The sequence below is a fragment of the Paraburkholderia sp. XV genome, assembly GCF_020177535.1.
In the GTDB taxonomy this organism is placed as follows: Bacteria; Pseudomonadota; Gammaproteobacteria; order Burkholderiales; family Burkholderiaceae; genus Paraburkholderia; species Paraburkholderia caribensis.
The window spans coordinates 126,111-149,735 of the sequence record NZ_JAGUUD010000007.1; the positions used below are offsets into that span (position 1 = coordinate 126,111).

A 23,625-nucleotide genomic window follows, 5' to 3' on the forward strand; every position below is an offset into this window, starting at 1 on the left:
GTTTAGGGGGCGCGTCCCTGAGCCGGACGCAATCCGGACTGGCTGTCGTCGCGCATCGCGAGCCGGTCGCGCTCGCGCGTGGTGTGTTCCAGCAGTTGACGGCAGGCAGCAAGCTCCCGTTCCAGCGCGCGCTGCGCTTCCCCGATGGACTGCCGGTACGCGTCCGTTTCCAGCAGCAGCTGGCGGCGCAGTCCATCGTATTCGCGGCGCTCGGCCGATAGCTCGTCCTGATGCGCGGCGCGATCGCGTTCGCGCGCGTCCAGTGCGTCGGCCAGCCGTGCCTCCAGCGACTGGCGCCGTGCCCGTTCCTCCTCGCATTGCCGCGCCAGATGCGCCACCGTCGCGTCGAGTTCACCGATCTTGTGGACGTGTGCGTCGGCGCGTTGTTGGAGCTCGCCGCATTCGTGACGCAACATCGCGGCGAGCGCGGTGGCCTCGTCGCGTTCGGCCTGGGCGTCCTCGATCGCCCGCGCGGCCTCGGTGCGCACGGTGGCGAGCTGGTTATGGGCTTCCGCGACGGCGCTCTGCCAGAGTGCCCGCATGGTCGTGGCGACCGCATCGGGCAGATCCGCGACGGGATCGCGCGCAGCCGACTCGGCCAGGATCTGCGCCTCGACGCTGCGGATTGTGCGGTTGATCCAGGCCAGGTCGCCGCCGCCGAGCCGCTCGCGCACGCGACGGGCGGACACCAGCCGTCGAAACACAGCGGGGGTGACCTGCGTGCCCGCGCAGCCCTCAGCCAGCTGCTGCCGGATGACGGCGATAACGGCGTCAGTCGTATTTAAAGGAGGGCGTCCCATTTGCCGGATTATCGCGTGAATCTGGCCATTTGGGGGAATTGGCTTTTTCATTACGCTGTGTGCGTAATTAAAGCAAATAAAGGATGAGAATAAAAACGGAGAAAGCAGGTAACTCCTATTATCGTGCGAGTCAGGGCCCAGGATCGCGTCCGTGCGTGCTTCGATGCCCCCGACGATCCGGCTAGCCACCGCGTCAGGCCGTCACCCAAGGGAAATGGACCGATCTGTTCGTAATCTCCTTAATTGACGGTTCGCAATGCACAAATTTAATGATGCAATGCGTCATCCGATTATCCATAACAGGAAGTCGCAATACATTCTGTTATTAATTTTAAACCGCCAATCGTATATTTTCATGTGACCGACGGGAAAATACGCCGGATATGGCGACGCGCGAATGCCATTTAGCCGCTACTGACGTGGCGACGATGCAGTCTGCGACTTCATGGCCCGTTCGTCCCCGTCGCGCAGGTCCGGCAGGCGGTCGAATGTGGCTGGCGTGTGGCAACGCAACGTGACGCGATGTTCCCTTCCGGCTGTCGGTGCCATATAAAGCAGACGGGTCGTGCGCGCAGCCGAACGCGCGGTTCGTTGCGCTGATCGCGACCTGGGCCGCCGCTCGCGGCGGTGATGGATGTTGTCGCAACGGTCCGGGAGGCTTATGGACGCGACCTTGTCCGAGAAGCTGGTCGCACGCTGCGCAAGGGAGCGGCGTGGCGAGGGGAGCGGCGCGTCGTACGTGCCTGGGCTCACGCAGCGGCAGATCGCGCGCGGCGTGGGCCGCATGCACCGTTTCTGCTGCGCGCGCTGCGGTGGCCGCCAGATCATTCTTGGGTCCGACGCGGAACTCGCGACCTTTCTCCTTGCGCACTGGCATCCCGACACATGTGACCTGAACGAATATTTTCCGCTGACCGATCCCGCTGAAACGGAGCTGATCGCATCCCAGCTCGGGATCGCGCATCCGCGCATGCGCGACGGCAGCCCGTCCGTGTTGCGTACCGGCCTGATGGTGTTGCGCAAAACAGGTGATGGCTATGCGTGGATCGCCCTCGACACGCTCGCATGCCAGCTGGACCCGGCTCGTGCTGTGCCCGACGCGATGCGGATCGTCAGCGAGTACTGGCGCCGGCGGGGCGTCAGCTGGCAGCTGAGCCGCTCGGGCGGATTCAACGACTGCCAGGTGCGTAACCTCTGGCAGTTGTTCCCGCACGGTGAGTACATGTTGGCGGTCAGTCCGAACGCTGACGACCAGGTGCAGCACGATGCGCTGCTTGGGGAATGCCGGCGGTGCCGGTATCGCAGCCTGCGTGAGGCGTGTCATGCGGCAGCCCGGACAACGGGCCGACCACCGGGCGACGGCGTGCGAGCGGCGCTGCAGCTGCTTGCCACCCGCAGGATTGTGGGCCGTCTCGACGTGCCAGACCTGCTGCGCCAGCCGCTCAGCGGACTGAAAATCACCCGGGCCGCGTGATGCGGCTGCCCCCCCCAAGGGAGCCCGCAATGGATGACCGCTTCCGCCACGTCGGCCGAACCATGCCGGGCGTCCCGTTCCGGCATGGAACCATCGGACCATCCCGCCGCGTCAGCGCCAGCGCTGTCTCCCCGTGTTGCCGGCAGGTTCGGCGGCGCGGCATGGGCGTGATGCAGGGCGACCAGGGCCGGCACAGGTCGATCTCTCTACCGATCAGTTCCGGTGAACACGACGGCCGCCCGTCCGCACTCCTGAACAGACTGATGGCGCGCTTCCGCGGGCAATCGCGGACGGCCAGGGACGAGAACGTGAGATGGGGCAAGTCAACCGGGCTGTCATGGACATTCTGGATATCCGCCATTCTTTTCGATAAATGTCAGACGGAGCGGTTGGGGATGCCGGTCATTCCGATCACTGCGGTCAATTCGGTCATTCGCCGCCTTGAGCGGCGCGCCCCTGCGGGTGTCTTTGTGTGGGTTCCTGTCGACAGGCAAACGCGCCGCGACATCGAAGTGTGTGAGTGCGGCCGGGCGCGAACTCCGGGTCGCTGCTGCTGGCGGGTTGTTCCGGGACCGTACCATGGCTGACCGCGCCCGCAGCTTCAGGGCGGTCGCGCGGAACGACCTGTTCGAGGAGGCGGCGACCGGAAAACTGTATCGCGTGGTCGACACGGGTGGCGGCGAAGTCGACACCGTGCTGTGTGACGTCCGCAGCAGTCGCACGGAAACCATCTGTCTGCTGACGTGGGAGCTGTGCCGCCGCGCGGCGCCCGGCTATGAAGGTGCGGACAGGTTTGTCGAGGTCGAGCGCAAGCGTGATCCGTATGATGCGTTCAGGAAAATCCAGTGTGACACGGACGGACATGTCTTGCAGAGCGACGAGAACTGGCGACACATCGCGTCACTGGTCGGGGACCCTGAGTTTCGCAAGACACTGTTTTACGGGCCACAGCGCAAAGCCATCCTGGAACGGCACGCCACAGAAGCACAGATAAGTCTCACGACGATCCGCCGGTTGCACCGGTGGTATCTGCAGCGGGGCATGAGCCCGGCGGCGGTGTCCAGTACGCTGTTCAGATGCGGGCGCAAGGTCCAGCTTGCCACCTTCCGCGGCGAGAACGCACCTGAGTGCCGCGAGCGCGAGTATGCGAAGCGACCAGGGCGCAAGCCCTTGCATCCTCACCAGAACGCATGTCCGTCTGCGCTCCTGCGATGCCTGTTTGAGCAATACATCGATCTGTACCTGACCTGTCGGGAAGGTCCCTGGCAGGTCGATATCCCGCCGGAACTGATGGAGGAGATCCAGCGCTCAAAACAGGACGTGAAACTGTATGGTGTCCGCAAGCGCAGTCGAAAAGCGGGCGGTCGCGCCAGGCCTGCGGATGCGAGGCGCAAACGCTCCCGTTCGGTCGGCAACGTGGGAAGCCGCAAGCAGATTACCATGGAGATGTGCGTCGACCACCTGAACTATGTCTGTCGTTGCACCCGTGAGGTCCAGGACGCAACCGGCCAGATCGTCGATCTCGAGCTGGCGCCGTTTGGCGAGGTCACTGTCCGGCAGTTCCAGCATCACTATCTGACCAATGTGCCTTTGGCTGCGCGAATCAAGCGGAGGGTGGGCGAGCGCCAGTACGCGCTGTCGTACCGGCCAAAGCGGGGTCATGCGCTGCAGCACTCGATGGGGCCGGGCACACAGTACCTGATTGATGCGACGGTCGGGGACGTCTACGTGGTCTCGCGGCTCAAGCGCACGGTCGTCGTAGGGCGCCCAACCATCTACCTGTGCATGGATCTGTATAGCCGGCTCATCGTTGGCGTGCACGTGACACTCGAGCCGCCGAGCTTCGAGGGGGTTGCGCTGGTGCTTGAAAGTATCGTGACACCGAAGGACGAACTGTGTGCACGCTACGGGATCACGATCACGCGTGAACAATGGCCATGTGAAGGACTGCCTGGCAATGGATTTCTGGCAGATCACGGCAGTGACTACATGAAGGCGGCGGCCTGGCGGGCAGTCAATCACCAGCTGCGCGTACCGATCAGCAATGCGCGCGCGCGCGATCCGACGATGCGCGGACTGTCCGAAAGACGTTTCGGATCGGTCCCAAGCCAGTTTCAGCGCGCGGCTTTCGGGGTGGTGGAAAAGGACGTCGCGACGCGATGTGCACCACGCTACGTGTGGGATGCGGTGCATACCGCCACAGAAATCACGAAGAAAATGATCCGGGCCATATTGCGTCACAACGATACGCCGATCACCCATGGTGCCGCGATCCCTGATTCAGTGTTCGATGGTGACGCCGACACGCCGATCAACCGCTGGAACTGGGGGATCGCGAATCTGGGCGGAAGCCTGGTGAGCCGGTCGGTCGACGAAGTGCGGCTCGCGACCTGGCCACACGATGTCGCAAGGCCGACCGACAAGGGGCTGTTATGGAACGGTGCGTATTTCACCTCGCCCTACATCGAGTCGACACTTATCCACGTGTGGCACAAACATGGCAAGGACAAAGTCCCGATCCAGTACCACCCCGACAGCATGTCCACGCTGTTGCTCAAGGGCGACGACTATCTGGAGTACGCCGTCCAGTACGGCACGAACGCCGTGAGCCCGGACGATGCCTCGCTCAAGGAATGGAACCAGTACCGATGGCGGGCCCGGCGCAACAACGCCGAGAAACGGCGGGCGGCACAACCCCAGCGGATCATGGACCAGTTGAACAACGCGGAAGAGGGACGGAAGGCCTGGCGTGAGCGCCGGAAGGCACTCGGTGAGGCGGGACGTCGCCATCCAAAGACGACGGACATGCGTGACGCCCGGGCTGCCGAAGCCGCGCTTGAACGGCAATCGCGAGGCATGGGGGTGTTCGTCGCGAAGGGCGGCGCAGCGCGTGCGCAGGAACACCGCCAGGATCTCCCCGGTTCCAGGCCGCGCAAGCCGGTAACCGGTCCTGGCGACGCACGGGCGCTCATGCGCAGACGCACCTTCGAGAAACTGTAGCGCCAGCGAACCGGTCCGATGGCGACAGAGCGGGCCGACGACGGGCGACGCATGGCACCCCCTCCCTTTTTGGATAGAGGTCACCATATGAGCCAGGACAACGACGACAAGGAATACAAGAAGGTGCCGGTCACGTCGATGGCCGACTATATCTTCACGGATGTTAATCCATGTGTCGATGCCGACTACCATAACAGTTCCTTCGAACTGGAGGAAAACGCCCACAATCCCATGATCCGGGCCATCCCGGTATACCGTCCCCGGGACGAGGTGATCGAGGCGCTGAAAGCAAGTTTTACTGTACCGCATCTGGAAACATACCGGGCGTGGCCGCTGGAAATGAAGGTGCTTGCTATCGAGCACGTCATGCAGGTACTGGTCATCGTACCGGAAGTGCTTGACCTGTACGACTGGATGCATATCGCGCTGCGGCATCGCTACCGGGACGCCGTCCCAACGGCGTCGTATGCAAGAGAGGTTCGGAACAGATACAAGCTGGCGCAGACGGGCGTTGCCACCGTCATCCAGCGACCCGCGCAGTCCCACTCACGTTGTCACTCGGTTTTCGGGCTCTCCGGCGTCGGCAAGACCACGCTGATCATGATGGTGCTCAGCTTGTTTGCGATGAAAATCGACCATCATGAGTTTGAAGGCGCACCTCTGATTTTTACGCAGGTCACGTGGCTCATGGTGTCGTGTCCGCCCAATGGCAGCGTGCAAACGCTGATGCAGGGCATCCTGTACTGGTTCGATCTCAGTTTTGATGAACACAACGTCGAAGAAATGCGGAGCCGCGCAAACATCGGCGACTACGTCAAGAAGGTAGTGACCGTTCTCAAGCGGCACATGGTGGGCGTCCTGATCATCGACGAAATTCAGTTCGCGCTCAGGGCTGCGGACAAGACCTGGCTCCTGGGGTTTCTGTCGAACCTGCTGAATGAAAACGCGTGCGCCTACGTGCTGCTGGGAACGCATGACGCCAAACGTTACCTCACTGGCGAGATGCCGGGTACTCGCGAGCCTGAACGCCATCCCACAGGCAAAGCCCTGCGTAACGCGAGGCGCGCGATCAGCGGCGGTATGACCGAGCTGTCGCCGTATTCCTATGACCGGGAGTGGCGCAAGTTCGCCGACCAGCTGATGCGCATCGATTTCCTGCCGCGCGCACCGGCGAACAGAGGTGTGATCCGGAAAGCCTTGTACCTGGTCAGCGCCGGACTGCCTGCGTTTGCCAAACTGGCATGGGAAATTACCCAGTATGTAGGACTACTCGCGGGATTCGAAGCCGTCACGCATGAACTGGTGCTCCAGAGTGTCGCCAGGACGTTTTCGCCAGTCGCCGGGCTCATCCAGGCACTGCGCACGAAGGATTATGCAAGACTCGTCGATTTCGAGGACGTTGCATTCGAGGAGGTCGAAAAGGTCAGGGCGACTGTTGGCAAGCGTTCTGGCCACCGGGGTCGGGAAAATGGGCCGGGAACCGGCAAACCGGACGCGCGCTTCTCGTTTTGCGTTGCGATCCTCGTCGAACTGGGAAAGACGAAGGTAGAAGCCGAGTCGGTGGTCAGGGACAGCCTTCAGGCGCATCCTGACTGGACCAGTGAGGACGTGATTCGTGCGGCGCTCACGCCGGCGAGTGACGGGCGCCCCCGTCGGCCAGCCCGCGAGAACGGGGCGAAGAACGATCCGGCGGCAACGAAGAAGAAGCCACAGCCGGCAAAGGACTCGGGAAGAAGAAAACGATGATGAAGTAAGGAATACGGAGCGAATTGATGACGATCTTGCTTGAATTTCCCCTCCCGGACGAAGTTCTCGTCAGCGTGGCGGCCGCTTACGTGACGAACGACGAAGTACATGACGTCGCGGCGTTTTGCCGGAGGCTGTTCGGCGACGGTATCGGTATGCCGGTTGCAATCGTGACGAACCTCCGGCACGTCGAAGTCGAGACACGGCGGACCTGGGGGATGACGGCGGCAGAGATACGCGACCGGCTGACGCTATTTCCTTACTACGCTGCCTTCTGGTCAAAGGCAAAAGTCGACTTCGTCGCCGGCGTGTGCATCCAGGAACCGGACAGGGAGACGCTGAACGGACCCATACCGTGGAGCGCCAATGCGCTCGGCACGTGTGTGTATGGGCTCGGCATCCGCTATTGCAAGGCTTGCTGGTACCAGGACGATGCGGAGGGCATCCGCCGATACTGGCGACGGGCCCATCAGCTGCCGGGCGTGGTTACCTGCCATGTCCACGGCTGCGCACTGACGAGCGCTGGTGCTGGCGCCAAGGGCATGTTCACGGCGCGGCGGCCCCGCACCGATACATTGCTTGAAACGCCGGGCTCGCCGTTTCAACGCGCAGCTCGGCATGAAGTAAGTGTCCTGTCCGCCGCGATCCTGAAGGACGGCGCCGCTGCCCTCCGGTTTGGGGATTCCAGGGAACGACTGGACTGCCTGCGATCACTGGGCTACGGCGCCAGCAATCGTAACCTTATCGACGAAGACCGGCTGATTCATGATGTCATACATGCATTCGGCAAAAATTATCTCGAGCTCGTTCATCTCGTTCCCAAAGCACCGCGCAGCTGGCTTTACGCTTGCGTGTGCGGTGGCCGTGGACAAAGAAAAAAGAGTCTGCCGATCGTCCTGATGGACGTGTTTCTGTCGACCCTCGTCCGGCGCATGGAAGCCTCGCCGGGTCCACTCTGTCCGGGAGCGGAAAGTCAGGACGATCTGCAACACCGTCTGCTGATCTCGGACGCCCTGGACGATCGCTTCCATTGCCTTTGCTCGTGTGGGCATTCGTTCCTGTTTGAAGAGGACGCGCGTGGACAAAACCGGCGGCTTGAACCGACGTCCGCCGGACCGGATTTTGCACGCGCGGCGGCCATTCTTGACGAGAAAGGGTGGCCGCGTGAAACCATTGCGCGAGTCTTCGGCGTGAGCGAGAGGAGTCTTGCGCACTGGATGCGCTTCCGCGCTGAAGCCAGTGTCCGCAAGGTGTGTCTGGAGCGGGCACGACTTCTCGTCCGGTGGATCGAGCTGGTCCATCGCTGTGGCGGCACCGATGGGGCACTGGCAGAAAACGGCCGGCTCTGGCGGTCAGTCCGAAGCCTGTGGGCCAGCCTGCCGCAGGACCTGACACCACTCGATTGCCGCGACTAGGAGAGAAGTCGATGCGCGACTTTCCGCCGTTACGATGCGTGCACACGTTCGAAGCGCTTGCAAGATTGATGAGCTATCCTCTGGTCACCGAGGAGCTGGGCATTGGACGCGTAGCTATCCACAACCAGATCCAGCTGTTAGAGCGAGAGCTGGGTGTCGATCTCTTTGAGAAAAGCGGGCACAGACTGACACCGGACGGGGTACGGTATTTCAAGGCCGTCTCCGTGGCGTTTGACGCGTTTCGGGATGCGACGGCGGAGATTACCGAGAGCCGGCGCGCGCGGCGCCTGCGAATCCGTGCAGACGTGACATTTTCGAGGTACTGGCTGGCTCCGCGGCTGCCCGAGTTTCATTCGCGCAATCCCGGCGTGCAGGTCGTCCTCGAGGCGTCCGACGGTCCGGTGAATCTCTCAGACGGCCCGGTTGACGCGGCAATTCATCTTGCTCCCGTCTCGCGGACGGACTTGTGTTGTGAGAGGTTGTTCCGGAACCTGATCACGCCGGTGTGTACGCCACAGTACCTGACGGACCATGCGGCACTGGCGCGTGGCGAAACGGCCGCGCTTCGCGGCTGCACGCTGCTGTCTACCTTGCCCAGGCCGACGGACTGGCCCGACTGGTTGCACGCTGCAGGGTCAACCGATTTCGCGCTGATTAGCACATTGACGTACGAAAGCTCTCTCGTCGCCCTTCGGGCGGCAACGCGGGGGCATGGGATCGCGATGGCGACCGTTGCGTTGTTGGCCGCCGGGCTGTCCGCCGGGGAGTTCGTCGCGCCGTACGCGTTGACGCTCGACCAGGGCGACGCCGCTTACTATCTGACGCATTCCCGAAGCAAGCTGACGATGCCCGGGTTTTCTGCCTTCCGCGACTGGCTGTTGTCACAACAGCGTCCATCCTGACGGTTTGACGCCACCGTTCATTTTCGGCGATCACCTTCCTTGGCAAGTGTGCCGCCGCTGGCGGTCAATTCTCAGATCGCTTTGAATCGGGCCTCGCCCGCGATGCCTCGTCTACGCATTCAATCCGCCTGAAACTCACCGTCGACCAGAACCTGATGGGAACCCTCGAGCCGCTTCAAAACCAGCTTGTTCCCGTTCACTGCCACCCTGAACCTGGCTTCTTCCCTTGGTTCGGGGGGATAGACCGTGCCGTTCTGTACCCAGACGCCGCCGCCATCACCTAACGCTACCCACTTGTCCGCGCAACCATGCCCGAACAGAACATCGCTATTGATGCCCTGATTGGTGTAGGTCGTCTCGATCATGCCGTCCTCGCGAAACCTGATCCAGTATGCGCCGCTGATCGGCTGTTCTTCTGAGCGAGTTTCGCCGGACCGGACATCCCGGGCGGTCCATTTCACAGAGTATGGTGGCACCTTCGTCTGGTCGACGACGACGCTCTCGTAGTGAGCACGCCTCAGGTACCATTGCTTGCCGACCAAGGAGGAGAGGGCTGCGTTAGCCGGTTTTCCATCACGGATGCGCTTATCCATTTCAAGCGCACATTTGGTAAAGATATCGAACGCCTTCAGCTTGTCTTCGCTCTTCAACGTTCCGTCGTTGACGAGAGACGACTTGACGGACGACAGTGCTTCAGCGCTGATTTCCCCGCCGTGACCGAGTTGAGCTTTCGCTTTCGCGGATACGCTATCGTCCAGTCCCGCTCCGCATGTGGCAAGGACGGTCACCGTATGATCTTGGGCTTCAGTCTGGAGCAGCGACGTCTTGGTCGCACATCCCGTAGTCAGCGCAACTGTGATAAATGCCGTGCCGGCGACCGAGGCGATTTTCCGGAGATTCATTCGTATCCTTATGTTGGGAAGGGGCGCTTTTTGTTATATCGGCTGTTTGGACGAGAAAATTAGCGCGTGCCGCAAGTTGCGTGTGACTGCGCAATCTGCGCGGCGTCGCAAATGGGCTTTCGCGTTAAGCGCCGACGCCATGCTGTCCGCCAGGTAGACATTCTCGATGCATTGACACTTGCGCATGGGCGGCTGTCTCGCGTATCATCATGATACCAAAAACGAATGGGCTTAATTCGTGAACCCTGAGCAATTCCGTTCTGTACAGGCCGAACTGGGGTGGACGCATGCCCAGACCGCCGAGGAACTGGGTCTCGCAGAAATTAGCATCAAGCGAATCGCGACCGGTGCGCAGGTGATTACGGAATCGACTGCGCGCGTACTTGTCGCATCGTTGCTGATGCATCGCGAGGGGATGACCGCGAAGTATCAAAAACTGCTCGACGCATACCATCGCGACCCGACGCTGGTGTGCGGCATGTTTGACGTCACGGGGAGAATGAATGCGGACGAAGAGATCTCCATACGCACGGAGACACCTGAGACCGTCCGCATCCCAGCCCACAAATTGAGAGTAGGCCACGTGCACGTATTCCAGAACCCTAATGGAAGCTGGTCGCTGGAACGCGTACGCGAAATCTATGAGATTACGGAAGGATCTGACGGCACCGTAAGCGTTGGGCTCGGTCCCGCTGGTCACGCGTGCCGCGTGTTCTTCCGCAAACAATCGGTTACCATCACGCGCGCGTCGTCGGACGCCTCATGAGACGCTGGCGGCAAGATTTGTCCGGCCAGAATCGTGCGAGATGCGCGGTAGAGAAGTCAGGCAGTAGTTTTCCCCATTCAACGACCGTGACGTTACGAGCCCGGAGTTTCGATGCTTTCCCCACAATCAGACCTCTCGCGACCGAGTACGAACGCCGATAGCTGGGGACGTTACTACACCGCCGACTGGGTAAGCGAGAGTCTCGTAACCGCAATGCACGCGCAACAGCCACGACTCATTGTGGAACTGGGTTCGGGGCGTGGTGCGCTCGCATCGGCTGCCCGGGACAAGTGGCGACGGGCGCAGGTTGTCACGGTGGACGTTGACCATTGCGCAACGGCTTTCATGGATGCGTCTGTTGCGATCGAGTCCGGCAGCTACCGACATCACGTACATGACGCGCTTGACGACGATCTGGCCAACCGGATCGGCCTGTCCCTCGGCAGCGTCGACGTGGCGGTTTGTAATCCTCCTTACGTCCGTCCGCGCTGGCGCAAGAGTTTCGGTCGCATACTTGAAGACGCTGGCCTGTCAGGTTCGCTGAAGTCGATACACGACGCGGGTGCTGATCTGCTCTTCATCGCGCAGAATTTGCGACTTCTCAAACAGCATGGGACGCTGGGTCTGATACTTCCAGACGGTCTTATTACTGCTGGAAAGTTCGAAGGCGTGAGGCGCGCGCTGTTGCGCGAGCATCGCGTTGAACAAGTGGTACAGCTTCCGCGGCGAGTATTTTCCGGCACAGAGGCGCAAACGTACCTTGTTGTGCTCGCCAAGAAAAGCGGCGAAACTTCGACCGTGACGCTTCGCCAGATCAGTGCCGACGGCGTCATATCCCCACCAGTTTCCGTTCCATCCGATATGGCCCAGCGCCGTCTCGACTACTCCTACCACGTGTCAACCCGCGCACAGCGCTCGGATCACCGCATGCGCCAGGTGCTGCGGGTGGGCGACATGACGCTGGCTATCACACGAGGCACATTCAGCTCTCAGCAGATCGCGCAATGCTCGTGGCCCGTCTTTCATCTGGGCGACTTCGTCGCAGGCGACCCGGTTGTGCCTAAACGCTTCCGGCTGAGTCAGCGCGCACTCGGCGCGCTTCCGCCGAGGACAAAAATATCCATGCCAGGAGATGTACTGGTTGCAAGAATCGGCAGAAACCTCCACGAGAAGGTCGCAATCGTCGAACACGGTCCTTGTGTGGTCAGTGACTGCGTGTTCACGCTACGGGTGAGGGATGAAGCTCGCCAGGCGCTGCTGGGATTTCTTTCCAGTCAGGCCGGACGGCGCGCACTCGATGCATCTGCACATGGAGTAGGGGCGAGATTTCTTTCATCCTCGGATCTGATGGAGTTGGAGGTGCTACGATGACCGTGCTTCCCGGCGAGGGCAATCCTGAAGGATTCGATCAGCTCGCACTGGAACGGGCTGTCCGCTCGCTCTGCAAGGTCGGTATCCGCCGCGCACCGTTGTCGCTGGAGCGGGTAAAGTCATGGATGAACCAGTTCGAGGGCCCAAGCGAGAAGTCGCTGGCGTGGCTGATCCTGCGGCATCTCGTTTACCGTACTGGCGAACAGCTGGAGTCCAGTCTCAGGCAGGCGCTCAAAGACGCGGCAACTCACTTTCTTCGATCAGCAGAAGTGGCTGAGGGAGCGCATTGGCGCGATGCGTTAGCCGGCCGCATCAAGGGCCTGTCCTTTTACTGTGGTCCGCCGGACGTAAATGGCATGACCAAGCCTGGTAAGAGCGGTGAGGTCGTCACGCGCATCGTGAACCGCAACTATGCCATCGACAAATACTACCCGCACGACGTGTCGCAATTCGAGGCCGATGAACGGTATCTTGTCGTCGATGATGGTGCCTACACGGGCATCCAACTGGTTTCCTTCCTCGAGGGCTGGCGCAACGACTATTCGGACGGCAAGGTAGCGATCGTCGTTGGCCTCGCGCATACGCGTGCGATCGCGACGCTGCATCAGCGGTTTCCTTCCGTTCCGCTGTTCTACGGGGAATTGATGACAGAGAGAAACTCGCTGCAATCGTTGAGCGAGCAGTGGATCGCCGATGGACAATGGACGCATCCGGGAGTAACGCCTCGTGAAGTGTACGCAGATATCTGTCGCAGGCGAGGGCCATTCGGCTCTGCAACCGAAGGATTTGGCTCCCTTGGACTGATGGTGGCTTTTGAGCATGGGGTGCCCGACGACTCGCTGCACCTGCTATGGAACAAGTCGGCCAACTGGACACCACTGATTGAGCGATGAGCGGGAAAATGACGATTACTGACTCCTCCATGTTTGCAAAGACTCGCGCTGAAGAACATGACGCCGACGTATGGGGTGAGTTCTTCATGCCGCCGTACTTTGACCAATTACGGCTAAAAGTCGCGACGAAATCGGCGTACATTACGGGCAAGCGTGGATGTGGAAAGACCATGTTGCTCAAGTATTTTGACTACCACACCGCTTTTTCGCCGAGGCGAACCGAGATTCCACCCGACGAGATCCAGCACGTCGGGATCTACTGGCGCGTCGACACCCAGTTTTGCAGCTCAATGAAACATCGCGGCATCGACGATGCTGAATGGGCGGTGGTCTTCGACGGTTATTTCGCGCTTGTGATCGCGGTCGAACTCATCCGGGCTGTGCGCGCCATTGCGACGAGCGCGTATGTCGGGTTCGATGTCGCACGCTTTAACCATCTGGTTCTTCCCAGTGCCTCTGATTTTGTTCCGGACTTTCCCACATCCGCACGCGAGCTGATGACGCATCTGGAGAAGGTTCGCCGCGCCTTCAGCACGTGGGTCTCGAATGTTCAGGCGGTCAATCGTCCGCTCCTGCCGCCCGGGCGCGAATTCATAGCGGCGCTCGTAGAAGACCTACGCGCAACACCGGGCCTTGAGGAACTGTGCCTGCATGTCTATGTCGATGAGGTCGAAAACCTCGTTGCCTATCAAAGGCATGTTCTGAATTCGTTCCTCAAGCACAGCCAGCGGCCACTCATTGTCAGTTTCACGTCGAAGGAGCATCCCACCGACAATCAGACATCTGGACCGGAGTCGATCAACGCGACACATGACTATCGCCTCCTGGATCTGGACAAGTATCTCGAACCGTCCGCGCGTCCACTGTTCTTTGCCGAGGTATTTCTGGGCAACCTTGAAATCGCGGCCGGCGCTGACAACAGCGAACTGCTGCAGATCGTCCGCTCACCTGACAGGTTGAGTGAAAGACTGGATCCGCGCTATCAGGACAGTATTCTGCAGTCGATGCGCGAGCGGTTTCCGTCAAAAACCGAAAAGGAGTTTGCGGCGGATGCGATCGCAGACGTGCGTATTCGCCCAAAACTCACAGAACGTATCGAAAGGGCACTGCGCCAGCGTTCCAGCAAGCTCTCCGCCGACGATTTTTTGGCGGCCAGCGATGTGCCTGATGCGCTTGCTGTTCTTCCCGCACTGCTGAGCAGAAAATCTCTCACACCGGAGCAGGTCCAGCGTGAGCTGAAAGCGTATCAGGCCGATCGCTCCGGATCGTTCGGTTCGACGTGGATTCATAACAACCTGTTCGGCGCACTGCTGGAGCTGTATCGCCCATACGGAAGGGAATGTCCTCTGTACAGCGGCTTCGACACGCTCTGCACGATGGCGAACAATAATCTGCGTAACTTCCTGATCCTCTGTTACAAGACGCTCGAAGTTGCCGAGCTGCGCGACATCGAGGCCGCGCCATACCCGGTCGACGTCCAGTGCCGGGCAGCATATGATGCAGCCGAGCAACTGATACGCGAAATCAAGACATTCGGTCCATCCGGAGAGCAGCTTCGTGTGTTCACTTTGCGGCTGGGCAGTATCTTTCGCGCACTTCAGGCGAGCCCTGCGATGAGCGAACCTGAGCAAAACCAGATCACCATCAATTCAGGCGCGCGCGCGCTCAACGATGACGAGCGTCGTTTTATCAGTGAGTTGCAGAAATTCGCGATTCTCATCGAGCAACTTGAGACGAAGACGAAGGGAAATGTCGGACAGGATATCGTCGACTATCAGCTCAATCCGATCTATGCGCCATATTTCCAGATCAGCTACCGCCGCAAACGCAAAATCGACCTGACCGTCGAACAGTTCCACACGCTTGCGATGGGCACCGAGGGTGACTTCCGCGATCTCGCCCGGGTGTTCTCTCGGAACCTTCCCGATGCCGAGTCCCACCAACTGGACCTTCTGTGACCCATGTTGATCCGTTTTGATACATCGACGGCGTCGAGCGCTGACGCACTGGGCATCCCGGCGCAAGTTACGCTGTTCCATGGAGATGTCATTGACACGCGCGGCGAACTGGCCGTTGCTGCGTGGGGGGAAGCATGCGTGCGTGTACCCGTACGGTACAACGTCGAAGACATGACGATCTCGATTGGTGACCGGCACTCCGATGTGGACAGGATCGTACAGCTCCTTTCAGCCTACGACACGTCGACCCTTGTGCTCGAAGCGACGACACTCGGATTTGCGGAGCTTTTCGCGCTGGTGAGCGGGCTGGTGGAGGTACAGTCTGGCACGATCGACGTGGTCTACGTGGAGCCTGCAAGTTATACCCGCACGCATCCCGGCGGCGATCAGTTTGCGCTCACCGAGACCACCTTGGGCTATCAGCCGATACCTCGTTCGGTCGTTGATCTGGGCAGTGACGACCTGGAGGCCGGGGTGTTCTTCCTGGGCTTCGAATCGGAACGGCTCGACCGCGCCCTCGAAGAGCACCAGATGATCGCAGACAAAGAAGTGAAGGTGGTCTTTGGAATTCCGGCGTATCACCCCGGATGGGAACTCGACGCCATCATTCCGCACCTACCCAGGCTGCAACAAGGTCCTCTCGTGATCGAGTACTGTTCGGCAAATGATCCGGAGGCAGCATTTGAATGCCTGGAACGGACGCGAGCGTCGCTGGGCGTCGGCAAACGGATGTTCATTGCCCCCATCGGACCCAAACCGTGTGGAATTGCGGCTGCGGTCTTTGCGAGCGCCTATCCTGCGCAGACGGGTCTACTTTTTGACCATCCTAGGCGTAGCCCCAAACGCACGGATGGCGCGCTGGTGTGGCACAGATATCGCGTGCAACTGATGCGCGACGCATGAGCGAACGTTGATCGCGGCGACTCAATTGCGCGACAGGAAACAGGCTCCGTTGCACTTTTCGCTCCAATGGAGCTCGCGCACAGGTAGGCATCAATTAGGCCACGGATACACCATATCAGCGAGGCGCTTTTCGCTAATGCCCCAATAATTTGAAGACGCGAGACGTCCACTTCGCGCCGGAAGTGCAGCCTTTCGTGTGCAAGCTACTGACTCGTATCCAACGCCAGACCAAAAGTGCAAACTCTCTTGTGTCATGAGATCAATCGCCGGTGCGATCATGAGCATGCACTTCCCGCGCGGAGCGCGGCACTTCGGCATTCTTAGAGGTGCAGGCTTTTTTGCACGCTGAGAGATAGTTTTCGGCACGCCAGGCCTCGGCGCACCGCGTGGCCTTAGTGAAACACCGGATCGAGGCGCTAGTCGGATGGACGCTCGATGTTCCTGGCGGACCGCTGATCGACAGGCATGCCGCTCGCGTTACCTCTTGCTGCCCGTGTCGATTGTTGCCGTTCGGACAACATGGTGCACGCATGCGGGACGCTACTGGCGTCGGTCCCGCCTCACTAGAATCCGTCACACACGGTTGGTCGAAACGCGAGCCGAACGAAGCGCGCGCAGTTCGTGGTCGTGCTCGTGAGCGCGCCGCCCGGTGCCGCTTACCCCACTTAATCAACAGGACTATCGAAGATGAGCGAAACAACCCGCAATGTGCAGCCGGTTACCGCCAACCTTGGCCGCGAAGGCTCGGGCGAACTCGTGCCTTCCCGCTACGCCGTGCGCGTGGGTGACGTCGACGTCGTGCTGATCAGCGATGGCATTCTGCCTTTGCCGACCTCCACCATGTCCACGAATGTGAGCGTAGCGGACCGCAACGAATGGTTCGATGGTCGTTTCCTGCAACGTGACATGTTCGACTGGGCTCTGAACATCGCGCTCGTGCGCAGCGGCGAACGTCTGATCCTGATCGACTCGGGGGTGGGCGACGGTTTCGAATACTTCACGCGCGCCGGTCAGTCGGTGATGCGCCTGGAATCGGCTGGGATCGACCTCAGTGCGCTCACCGATATCGTGATCACGCATATGCACATGGATCACGTCGGCGGGCTGAATGTCGATGGCGTCAAGGCCAGGCTGCGCCCGGACGTGCGGATTCACGTATCGGCCGCGGAAGTGGCGTTCTGGAAGAATCCGGACTTCAGCAAAACGGTGATGCCGGAAGCGGTTCCTCCCGCGCTTCGCAAGGCGGCTGCAAAGTTCGTGGAACTCTACAGCGAAAACATCGTGCAGTTCGATCAGGCGGTGGAAGTCGCAGCGGGCGTGTCGGCGCGCGTAACAGGTGGGCACACGCCGGGGCACTGCGTCGTGGACGTCGCATCGAAGGGCGAGAAGCTGACGTTCGTGGGCGACGCGATTTTCGAAGTCGGCTTCGACAATCCCGAATGGCAGAATGGTTTCGAGCACGATCCCGAAGCGGCGGTGGACGTGCGCATTGCACTGCTCAACGAAGCCGCTGATACGGGCGCTCTGCTGGCCGCCGCGCATGTTGCGTTTCCGTCCATCGGTCATATTGCGAAGAGCGGTGAAGCCTTCCGTTTTGTGCCCGTTCAGTGGGACTACTGAGATCGACTGGAAACCGGCCGTGGCATGTCCGCACGAATTCGGCCGGCTCCCGTTGTTCTTGCCGGGACGAATTCAACGGGCGAACGAGGTCTCTTTTTCGCTCGAACTTCGTTTCGCCATCCGGCCCCGCGTGCGCCGGGTAATGGCGATCACGGCCAATACGACGGGGCCGATGGCGATGCCTTCGGCGAGCTCAGGCTCAATCGGAATGCTTAGAACGTGCAGCGCCTTGAACGCAGCGGCGACCAGTGACAGCACGTAATAGGAGATGGCGGCGACGGACAGGCCTTCGACGGCATGCTGCAAATGCAACTGGTTGCGTGCTGTTCGCTCCATGCCGGCGAGCAGGCGGGTGACGTCTTTCTCTTGTGCCAGATTGACTCGCGTGCGCAACAGATCGACAGCACGTGCAATTCGGGCGGCAATCTGTTCGTGGCGCGCCCAGACGCTTCGGCAGGTTTCCATCGCAGGCGCGAAGCGTCGCTCCATGAACTCCTGGATCGTCGGCATCCCCTCGATTCGCTCTTCCCGCAATTCCTGTATTCGCGCGAGAACCAGTTTTTCGTAAGCCCGCGAAGCGCTGAAGCGTCCTCCTGACCCCGACAGCGATTCGAGGCGGACCGCGAGATGCGTGAGCTTGACGAGCAACTGCGAATCATCGCCATCCACGCCAGGCGAGTCCATGCGCTGCATCAGTGATTGAAGCGACGTATGAATGTCGTCGAGATCACGGCTTAACTTGCGCGCGATGGGCAGCGTGAGCAGAGCCATCATCCGGTACGTTTCGATTTCGTAGAGCCGCTGCAGCAAGCGGCCGCCCTGTTCTTCACGAAAGTCCTCGTCAATCACGACGAACCGCATGAAGCCATCCGCACGCACGCTCCAGTCGCAGAAGACACGGCCCCCGCCGAGTACGCTGCTACCGACGAGAATAGGTCCGTCGATCCACCGAGTGGGCGCTTCACGTAACGAACGGGCATGGTCGCCCGACAACAGTTCCATACGGCAGGCGACGAACCGGTTGCCGGCAATCTCCTCGAACCAGCTCGCAGGAATGCCTTCTATCCCCGTATCACTGAAGTAATCCGTGTCGCTGCGCGGGACGACGAAGGTAAACGTGGAAAATTCAGTGTGCCGCTCCCACTTCAGATGCCACCCGAACGAGGATTGCACCGAATGATGCGTGGCGCCATTCGCGGGCAGCGGGATGCCCGTGCCGCAGCACAACGCGCGTAATGCCGTTTCGTGAATCGATGGATTGTGCTCGGCGTAGATGGCGTAGTGCACCAGAGAAACAGACTCCGCCAGTTTGAGAAACGGGCGAGCATGCAATTCCGCAGCCAGTTCGGCGCGCAGTGGATGATCCATCACGATGGGTTTCACGGGTTCGTGCTCAGGTTGCGGTTGACGCCGCAGTGCGGGTCCTTTCAGCAACTTTGGCAGAACTACGCCAACAAGAGAATCTCATTGTTTTGATCAACGTCTTCAGATTTTCTGATAGGCATCCGGTCGAGTGACGGGTTTCCCTCCGCGATCGTATTCAAGGAACCGGCCACTGTATCGACGCACAGGTGAAATATCGATCAAGTCGCCAGTTAGTTAGCCGGGTTGCTAGCGTACCAGGCGCGTTAGTGGCGGGGGGCCGCCATCGAGTTGAGATGCGCAAGTTGCCCGTCCACCTCCGCATGCACGGATTGCTGATAAACCTGTGCGGGAGTCCTGGCCGGCGTCGGCCCGCTATACGGCGGTACCCATCGACCGGCTGGCAGGCCGGCGGAACGGCTGGCAGGCAACTGGAGCGAGTTGTTGGCGGGCTGCGCGACGGAAGGGACGCCGCGCGGCAATTGCGCAAACGCCGTCGACACTGTGAGACCCAGAACGATCGCGATAACCGTATGTTTCATTTCGACCCCGGCAGTTAGGGAACGGTCCCAGTGACTGGGAGCTGGATACCACATAAGACCGGGGGTACGCTTTTTCGTTCAGACGCATGCGTATTGACGCTTTTGGCGGCGGGGGAATTCAGTCCGACGGACTCGCAGATTTGCCGGAGCCGCGGGTCGCGTCGACTGGCGTTTTACGATCCCTTTCCCGCGAGAGCAACTCCTGCTTCAACGCGAGTGCCTCGTCATTGTCGTGCTGCAACGACAGCGCCCAAAAAACTCCCGAGCGTGCCATGCGCAGGTCGTTTTTCTCGAGGCCGCTGCGTGCCCGCGCAAGTGCGAGGGCCAGCAGCCTGTGATTCTTGTCGCTATCTCTCCCGCTGTTCGAAACTGAACTCTGCGAGGACGTTGATTGTGATGGCGGCGATGTCGAGATCGGTGGCTGAGCCGGTTCGGGCACGGCACCCGACGCGACCAGCGCAGGTGTTGTTCCCGCTGTCGTTGTCGGGCTCTGCGCCACCGCGGCGTTTCGCGCCGGGCCACGCGCGGCTGCCTGTGCATCGACTGCCGCGGCACGCTCCGCCTGGCTCGTGCCATTCGTCGTTACGCTACCTTGCGTTGTGTTCGATGCTGCTATCGGCTCTCCATCGGCGCCGCCGTCAGGGCGATGCAGTGACACCACCGCGACGCTGAGCACGGCCAGGGCCACCAGAATCAGCGCTGCCCCCGTTTTCATACGCGAACCACGCAAATCTAACGATGTCAGCCGTGACCGCCAGCTCTGGCCCCCAGGCGCAACGCTTGGACGCGCGGCTGTCGCACTTGCCGCTTTAGATGCGGTTGCGGCGTCGGGCTTGTTCGTCGAGGCGCGTGTGCTGAACGCGAGCCTCGCGGGCGCGCCGCATTGTGGACAAAAATTGACAGGCTCGGACAACCTACCGCCGCAACGTGCGCACGTGGTCGAAAAAATCGGGCGACGAGCGGTTTGAGCGTTCATCGTTAATTGTTCCCCCGTATAAACGCGACGGCATCCATGGTGCGGACGGATGCTGCGATCGCAATAAGATAAGACGAATCGAAAACGGAGCGGGGCAGTTTGCCAATATCGGTCAGCGGCGCAGCAGCGTCAACCCGCCAGCCCGAATTACGCAAGCACACATCGGTCATAAGTTAGCGCTTCGACGCACAATGGAAGATTGATCGTTAGTGGGGTCGATGTGTCATTTTTTTGCCGAATTTGCCGGCCGCACATTCGTCTCATGCAACGGGGACGACTCCCCCCAGTCGATGACTGGCACGCGTATCCCGATTCGACATACGTTTAGGAACCGATAGTAAATGACGAACCAACATAATTCGGCATTGGCTTGAAATACGCACGGTGTAACGTATGCTCCCTTCGTGTACGCCTATCTCCTTGGGCAGCGCCGCGAATGTGAGACTGCCCTCGGGTTTGAAGCGGTCGCGCAAAAACAGGAGGGTAAGACCATGGCTGCCGACATGAGCGCGAGCGACAACCGTTGCGGCGACTCCGCGCGCAGTGCGCTGGACCCGGATGCATTGCGGCGCGGCGTGCTCGACAATCTCATCTGCCTGCAGGCTCGTCCGCCCGCCATTGCTACGCCGCACGACTGGTATATGGCGCTTGCCTATAGCGTGCGCGACCGCATGCTGGCGCGCTGGGCCGCCACGATCCAGACCTATGCGGCTCGCGAGCTGAGGGTTGCGTGTTACCTCTCTGCGGAGTTTCTGATCGGACCGCAACTCGGCAACAATCTCGTGAACCTGGGCATCGAGGCCGAAGCGCGTGCTGCCATGCAGTCACTCGGTCAGGATCTCGACGCACTCATCGCATTGGAGGAAGAGCCCGGACTTGGCAATGGCGGGCTCGGAAGGCTCGCTGCCTGTTATCTGGACTCGCTGGCCACGCTGCAGATACCGTCCGTCGGATACGGCATACGCTATGAGTTCGGTATCTTCGATCAGGTGATCCGCGATGGCCGGCAGGTCGAGGCCACGGACAAATGGCTGCAGAAAGGCAACCCATGGGAAATCGTGCGCCCCAACGTGAACTACTACGTGCGCTTCGGCGGACACACGCAGAGCGAGAACGATGCGCAGGGCCGCTACCGCGTGCGCTGGATACCGGCGCACATGGTCAAGGGCGTGGCTTGCGATACGCCGATGCTCGGATTCCGGGTCAATACCTGCAACACGCTGCGCCTATGGAAGAGCGAAGCGGTCGAGTCTTTCGATCTGGAGGACTTCAACGCCGGCGACTACTACCAGGCCGTGCAGGAAAAGGTGATATCCGAAACGCTGTCCAAGGTGCTCTATCCCAACGACGAGCCCGAAGCCGGCAAGCGGCTGCGCCTCGCGCAGCAGTACTTCTTCGTTTCGTGCTCGTTGCAGGACATGCTGCGCCTGCTCGATATCAAAGGCGAACCCATTGTGCGCTTTGCCGACATGTTCACCGTACAGTTGAACGATACGCATCCTTCAATCGCAGTCGCGGAACTGATGCGCCTGCTCGTCGACGAGCGGCAGGTCCCCTGGGATGAAGCCTGGGATATTACCCGCGACACGCTGGCCTATACCAACCACACATTGCTGCCCGAAGCGCTCGAAACCTGGGGGCTGCCGCTTTTTCGCAGCCTGCTGCCGCGCCTGCTCGAAATCATCTACGAGATCAACGGGCGCTTTCTCGACGAGGTCCGGCAGCGTTATCCCGGCGACGATGCACGCGTGGCGCGAATGTCGATGATCGACGAGGCCGGCGAGAAGAAGGTGCGCATGGCGCATCTGGCAACTGTCGGCTGCCATGCCGTAAATGGCGTGGCAGAGCTTCATTCCGCGCTGCTCAAGCAAACGGTGCTGCGTGACTTCGCGCAACTGTGGCCCGGGCGCTTCAAGAACGTCACCAATGGCGTCACACCACGTCGCTTCATGATGCTCAGCAATCCCGGGCTTGCGCGGTTACTGGACGAGACAGTGGGCGAGGGATGGGCGACCGACCTCGCACGGCTTCGCGCCCTCGAATCGCACGCGGACGAACCGGCCTTTCTCGACGAGTGGCGCCGCGTCAAACATTCGAACAAGGCGATCCTCGCGCAGCACATTCGAAGCGCGACGGGCGTCGAGGTGGACCCTGCCGCGTTATTCGACATTCAGGTCAAGCGCATTCACGAATACAAGCGACAGCACCTGAACGCGCTGTACATCGTCACGCTGTATCAGCGTCTGCGCCGCGATCCGCAACTTGCTGTCGCGCCGCGCTGCTTCGTATTCGGCGGAAAAGCGGCGCCGGGATATGCGATGGCCAAACTGATCATTCGCCTGATCAACGGCGTGGCGGAAGTCGTGAATAACGACCCGTCGTTGGGCGGTCGGCTCAAGGTGGTGTTCTACCCGAACTTCAATGTGAAGAACGCACAATTCATCTATCCGGCAGCGGATCTTTCCGAGCAGATCTCGACTGCGGGCAAGGAGGCATCGGGTACAGGCAACATGAAATTCATGATGAACGGCGCACTGACCATCGGAACACTCGACGGCGCGAACATCGAGATCCGGGAAGAGGTCGGCGAGGAGAACTTTTTCCTGTTCGGCATGACCGATTCACAGGTGGAGCAAAGGCGGCGCGATGGCTATTGTCCGGCAGACTTCGCGGCTGGCAACGGCGAATTGCGCGATGCGCTGGATCTGATTGTCAGCGGGCATTTCTCGCGCGGCGACCGCGATATGTTCCGGCCGCTGGTCGACAATCTGCTGCACGCCGATCCGTTTTTCGTGCTGGCCGACTACGCGGATTACGTGGCTTGCCAGGAACGCGTGAACAACGCATGGCACGACGTGCGACGCTGGACCCGTATGTCCATCTTCAATACCGCACGTTCGGGTAAGTTCTCCTCGGATCGCGCGATCAGCGAGTACTGTAGCGAGATCTGGAAAATCGGTCCTGTGAGTGTCGACCTTGAGCGGCTCTGAGAAAC

The 23,625-nt window shown here is 60.5% G+C and carries 16 protein-coding genes; 12 read left to right on the forward strand and 4 right to left on the reverse strand.

The window, feature by feature from the left end:
- Nucleotides 1-2 precede the first annotated feature (2 nt).
- The gene (locus KFO72_RS06280; protein ID WP_225031663.1) at nt 3-851 is read right to left on the reverse strand and encodes a DNA-binding protein; all 849 of its coding nucleotides are present in this window, start codon (nt 849-851) and stop codon (nt 3-5) included.
- Nucleotides 852-1,461: 610 nt separating this feature from the next.
- On the opposite strand from KFO72_RS06280, the gene KFO72_RS06285 reads away from it, so the two are divergent.
- The 5 genes from KFO72_RS06285 to KFO72_RS06305 all read left to right on the forward strand — a co-directional run bounded on the left by KFO72_RS06285 (nt 1,462) and on the right by KFO72_RS06305 (nt 9,337).
- Nucleotides 1,462-2,274 (forward strand): hypothetical protein, encoded by an 813-nt coding sequence (locus KFO72_RS06285; protein ID WP_224099562.1) that lies wholly within the window; start codon nt 1,462-1,464, stop codon nt 2,272-2,274.
- 579 nt (nt 2,275-2,853) lie between these two features.
- A complete protein-coding gene (locus KFO72_RS06290) occupies nt 2,854-5,274 on the forward strand; it encodes a hypothetical protein (RefSeq protein ID WP_225031666.1) in 2,421 nt (806 codons plus the stop codon).
- 87 nt (nt 5,275-5,361) lie between these two features.
- Complete coding sequence (locus KFO72_RS06295) at nt 5,362-7,020, forward strand: ATP-binding protein (RefSeq protein WP_225031667.1); 1,659 nt, start codon at nt 5,362-5,364, stop codon at nt 7,018-7,020.
- Between the two features lie 26 nt (nt 7,021-7,046).
- Nucleotides 7,047-8,435 carry a TniQ family protein gene (locus KFO72_RS06300; protein ID WP_225031669.1) on the forward strand — a complete coding sequence of 463 codons (1,389 nt, stop codon included), beginning with the start codon at nt 7,047-7,049 and terminating at the stop codon, nt 8,433-8,435.
- 11 nt (nt 8,436-8,446) lie between these two features.
- On the forward strand, nt 8,447-9,337 hold the full coding sequence (locus tag KFO72_RS06305; protein ID WP_225031671.1) for a LysR substrate-binding domain-containing protein: 891 nt from the start codon (nt 8,447-8,449) through the stop codon (nt 9,335-9,337).
- 119 nt (nt 9,338-9,456) lie between these two features.
- On the opposite strand, the gene KFO72_RS06310 is transcribed toward KFO72_RS06305, so the two are convergent.
- Nucleotides 9,457-10,239 (reverse strand): hypothetical protein, encoded by a 783-nt coding sequence (locus KFO72_RS06310; RefSeq protein WP_224099557.1) that lies wholly within the window; start codon nt 10,237-10,239, stop codon nt 9,457-9,459.
- A gap of 238 nt (nt 10,240-10,477) precedes the next feature.
- Here KFO72_RS06310 and KFO72_RS06315 point away from each other — a divergent pair, with 238 nt between their 5' ends.
- From KFO72_RS06315 to KFO72_RS06340, 6 genes are all read left to right on the forward strand, one after another.
- Nucleotides 10,478-11,005, forward strand: coding sequence for a hypothetical protein (locus tag KFO72_RS06315; RefSeq protein WP_224099556.1), 528 nt, complete (start codon nt 10,478-10,480; stop codon nt 11,003-11,005).
- A gap of 111 nt (nt 11,006-11,116) precedes the next feature.
- Nucleotides 11,117-12,376, forward strand: a complete 1,260-nt coding sequence (locus KFO72_RS06320) for an N-6 DNA methylase (RefSeq protein ID WP_224099555.1) — start codon at nt 11,117-11,119, stop codon at nt 12,374-12,376.
- Nucleotides 12,373-13,269 (forward strand): hypothetical protein, encoded by an 897-nt coding sequence (locus KFO72_RS06325; protein ID WP_224099554.1) that lies wholly within the window; start codon nt 12,373-12,375, stop codon nt 13,267-13,269. The genes KFO72_RS06320 and KFO72_RS06325 overlap by 4 nt, the downstream gene beginning before the upstream one ends.
- Before the next feature lie 8 nt (nt 13,270-13,277).
- Entirely contained in the window at nt 13,278-15,227 is a 1,950-nt protein-coding gene (locus KFO72_RS06330) for a hypothetical protein (RefSeq protein ID WP_224099553.1), read from the forward strand.
- Nucleotides 15,228-15,230: 3 nt separating this feature from the next.
- Complete coding sequence (locus tag KFO72_RS06335) at nt 15,231-16,130, forward strand: hypothetical protein (protein ID WP_224099552.1); 900 nt, start codon at nt 15,231-15,233, stop codon at nt 16,128-16,130.
- A gap of 687 nt (nt 16,131-16,817) precedes the next feature.
- Complete coding sequence (locus KFO72_RS06340) at nt 16,818-17,750, forward strand: MBL fold metallo-hydrolase (RefSeq protein WP_225031672.1); 933 nt, start codon at nt 16,818-16,820, stop codon at nt 17,748-17,750.
- A 72-nt stretch (nt 17,751-17,822) separates the two neighbouring features.
- Here KFO72_RS06340 and KFO72_RS06345 read toward each other — a convergent pair whose 3' ends face one another.
- Together KFO72_RS06345 and KFO72_RS06350 are read right to left on the reverse strand one after the other, a co-directional pair.
- Nucleotides 17,823-19,121, reverse strand: a complete 1,299-nt coding sequence (locus KFO72_RS06345) for a DUF3422 family protein (protein WP_225031685.1) — start codon at nt 19,119-19,121, stop codon at nt 17,823-17,825.
- A gap of 257 nt (nt 19,122-19,378) precedes the next feature.
- On the reverse strand, nt 19,379-19,654 hold the full coding sequence (locus KFO72_RS06350) for a hypothetical protein (RefSeq protein WP_082670393.1): 276 nt from the start codon (nt 19,652-19,654) through the stop codon (nt 19,379-19,381).
- A gap of 1,467 nt (nt 19,655-21,121) precedes the next feature.
- On the opposite strand from KFO72_RS06350, the gene KFO72_RS06355 reads away from it, so the two are divergent.
- A complete protein-coding gene (locus tag KFO72_RS06355) occupies nt 21,122-23,620 on the forward strand; it encodes a glycogen/starch/alpha-glucan phosphorylase (RefSeq protein WP_225031673.1) in 2,499 nt (832 codons plus the stop codon).
- Nucleotides 23,621-23,625: the final 5 nt, after the last annotated feature.